Source organism: Okeania hirsuta (assembly GCF_003838195.1).
GTDB lineage: Bacteria > Cyanobacteriota > Cyanobacteriia > Cyanobacteriales > Microcoleaceae > Okeania > Okeania hirsuta.
This window is the reverse complement of sequence record NZ_RCBY01000477.1, coordinates 1-2,604: the sequence shown is the minus strand read 5'-3', so window position 1 is coordinate 2,604 and position 2,604 is coordinate 1. Positions and strand designations below refer to the sequence as shown.

Sequence of the window (2,604 nt, the reverse complement as noted above, 5' to 3'; positions counted from 1 at the left end):
GTGAGAAACCCAATAATTGGAAACCGTCAGGAAAGAGAATAAAGCGATGCAGCGCGGTCTTGGGGGTTTCCCCCATGAGCGACTGCATCAAGACAGCGTGGTTTGTATAGAACAGGTAATAATTGGTGTATTAATGCAGACTGTAATGGAGCTGCAAATATAATCACAAAAGTAAGCAGAAAGCTAGGGTTAAACTTAAGCCAACTGTGTAGGGGCACTTTGACTTGTCCCCAAAGAGTATATCTTTGGTCAGCTAAGAAGAAACGGAGCAACACGGATTTATCCTGTTGCGTAGTATCTGCTTAGAATCCCCGTGACTTGAGTCTGGGGAGCAGTCAAAGTTAAATATACTAATGGTATTGAACAAAGTTTTGAGTTTTTTCCAGAATTAGAAAAAAATATGCCTAACTTGGCCAGTTATCTGCAAAAAGTCATGAGTTCCAGAGAATTGATAATTGAGTTGGAAGATTGACTCTTATACCGTTTCACGGAAGTCAAAAGCGAGTGCGAAATTCTGAGGCACCCTCAGGATGTAAGACGCACTCAAGACAGTCAAAAATCAAAAGTTAAAAGTTAAATTTTATAGACTCCAAACTTTGATGCCACAGTAATTTCAGGAAATTATTTCAGATATTGGGTTTGAAACTATTTGTGACATCTTTAAAGTGAATTGATATTAGTCATAGAGATCACCCCCACCCCCTAAATTGCCAGATATTACTTTGAGAAATGGGCGTTTACTCGATAATTGAATACTAATATTTTGACCATTATGACAACCGCAATGTAGCAGTTAGTTTTTTTTGAATAAAAGGTATATATCTATTATATATTGTATATATTGGAATTTGTATATACAAATATTGCTCTGGTTAATTGGACTAGAAAACCAATCTATGGACATTCAAACAGAAATGCGACAGGGATGGATAAAAACCTTAGCTAAATCTAATTTGAAGCAGTTAGAGACAAAAGTTGCAGAGATAGGCAAATTGCCTGCATACAACTTTATAAGGCCACCAGAAATAGGTCTGACAATGGTACGAGGCCGCGCTGGTGGAACGGGACAAATATTTAATCTAGGGGAAATAACTATTACTCGTTGTGCAGTCAAGATAGAGGATGTTATGGGTTTTGGTTATGTGGCAGGGCGATCGCATCGTCATGCTGAACTTGCTGCTTTGTGCGATGGTTTAATGCAACTGCCTGAATGGCATGATGTTGTAAAGTCTGTCGTTCTTGAATTTATTGAAGCAGAAGTTAATCACCAAAAGGAAATTGAACAACTACAAACAGAAGCTACGAAAGTTAATTTTTTTACTATTGCCAGAGGGGATTAATCAATTTTTGTGTGAGGTGTATTATTAGTGTTATAGCAATTCCCAAGAAGCGTGAGGTACAAAATTCGTTGGCGTTGCTTAAATGTAATGATAATTAGACATCTACTCCACCCATAGGGAGTAGGGAGTAGGCAGCTTTGCTATAGGGGTAAAGAATTGATAATTCCTTTGGGATATAGATATTGATTTTTGATTCTTGGAGATGTCTATTAGCTGAAGGTAAAATTGAAAAACTGATGTTTTGCGCCCAAAGTTAATCTCAAAATTATTACCACTCAGCAACGCCAATTCGTTAGTTTTAGGAAACAGCGGTGCGACCCCGCGTCGGCGACAGACACAAGCGGTCAGACCCCGCGACGATGCCAGTCGCAAGGGAATGCCGACCAAGAGAGGGAATGCTGACCAAGAGAGGGAACGCGCACCAAGAGAGGGAAAAGGGAACAGGGAATAGAAGAACAATAAAGATAAGTGTACCTCATTAGGCTGATAAACGCTATATTTCTAATAATAAATCAATCAACTAATTGTCACAGGTACTTGTTAGCTTCAAAGCTTTTTTTATGATTACTAAACTACCAGGATTGCCTGATATTGTACATAATTCTCAAAGAACTTTTACCCATCTACTAAATGCCTTATCTTATCCAGGAAAGCAGCAAAAAATAGATGCTAAATTAACACCACCATCTGACTTGAATATAGCTTGTGCTGCTGCCTGTTTGACAATGTTAGATTTGGAAACAAAAGTATGGTTAAGTTCAGATTTTCATCAAGATGTAAAAGCTTGGTTATTGTTTCACACAGGTTGTCATTTTACCGAAAATTCTCAAATTGCTGACTTTGCTGTAATAAAGAATATTCAAACTATTCCCAAGCTATCAAACTTTCATCATGGTACGGCAGAAGAACCAGAAAATTCAACTACTTTATTTGTGCAAGGATCGAATTTAGAATCTGGCGATAAAGTTATATTGAAAGGACCGGGAATTTTAGAAGAAATAGCAATTTCAATTCCGAAATTACCGGAATTTTTCTGGTCAGAATGGGAAGTTAACTTTAATAATTATCCTTTAGGAGTAGATATATTTTTCTTTGCTCAAAATACAGTTATTGGTTTACCAAGAACAACTAAAAGTAGATTAGTAAAAACGTAAGTATTTCCTGCGAAATGCTGCTTAATTAATTGATAATTTATAATGGATAATTGATAATTACCTCTGGTTAAAACCGTTACGGAATTGAATATAAGGAAATATTATTTCTT

At 36.8% G+C, this 2,604-nt stretch carries 4 protein-coding genes; all 4 read left to right on the top strand.

All coding sequences use genetic code 11. The annotated features are described in order from the left end of the window. The first annotated feature begins 16 nt into the window (after positions 1 to 16). Positions 17 to 163 (top strand): hypothetical protein, encoded by a 147-nt coding sequence (locus tag D5R40_RS36665; protein WP_161564932.1) that lies wholly within the window; start codon positions 17 to 19, stop codon positions 161 to 163. A 733-nt stretch (positions 164 to 896) separates the two neighbouring features. Further along, positions 897 to 1,340: a phosphonate C-P lyase system protein PhnG gene (phnG, locus tag D5R40_RS31985; RefSeq protein ID WP_124146795.1), complete on the top strand. Its 444-nt coding sequence runs from the start codon at positions 897 to 899 to the stop codon at positions 1,338 to 1,340. A 241-nt stretch (positions 1,341 to 1,581) separates the two neighbouring features. After that, positions 1,582 to 1,791 carry a hypothetical protein gene (locus tag D5R40_RS31980; RefSeq protein ID WP_124146794.1) on the top strand — a complete coding sequence of 70 codons (210 nt, stop codon included), beginning with the start codon at positions 1,582 to 1,584 and terminating at the stop codon, positions 1,789 to 1,791. Between the two features lie 109 nt (positions 1,792 to 1,900). Beyond that, positions 1,901 to 2,494: a phosphonate C-P lyase system protein PhnH gene (gene phnH, locus D5R40_RS31975; protein WP_124155810.1), complete on the top strand. Its 594-nt coding sequence runs from the start codon at positions 1,901 to 1,903 to the stop codon at positions 2,492 to 2,494. Positions 2,495 to 2,604: the final 110 nt, after the last annotated feature.

Excerpts from the sequence above, each read along its gene's own strand:
- phnH (WP_124155810.1), top strand. The coding sequence starts at position 1,901 with ATGATTACTAAACTACCAGGATTGCCTGATATTGTACATAATTCTCAA.
- phnG (WP_124146795.1), top strand. The coding sequence starts at position 897 with ATGGACATTCAAACAGAAATGCGACAGGGATGGATAAAAACCTTAGCT.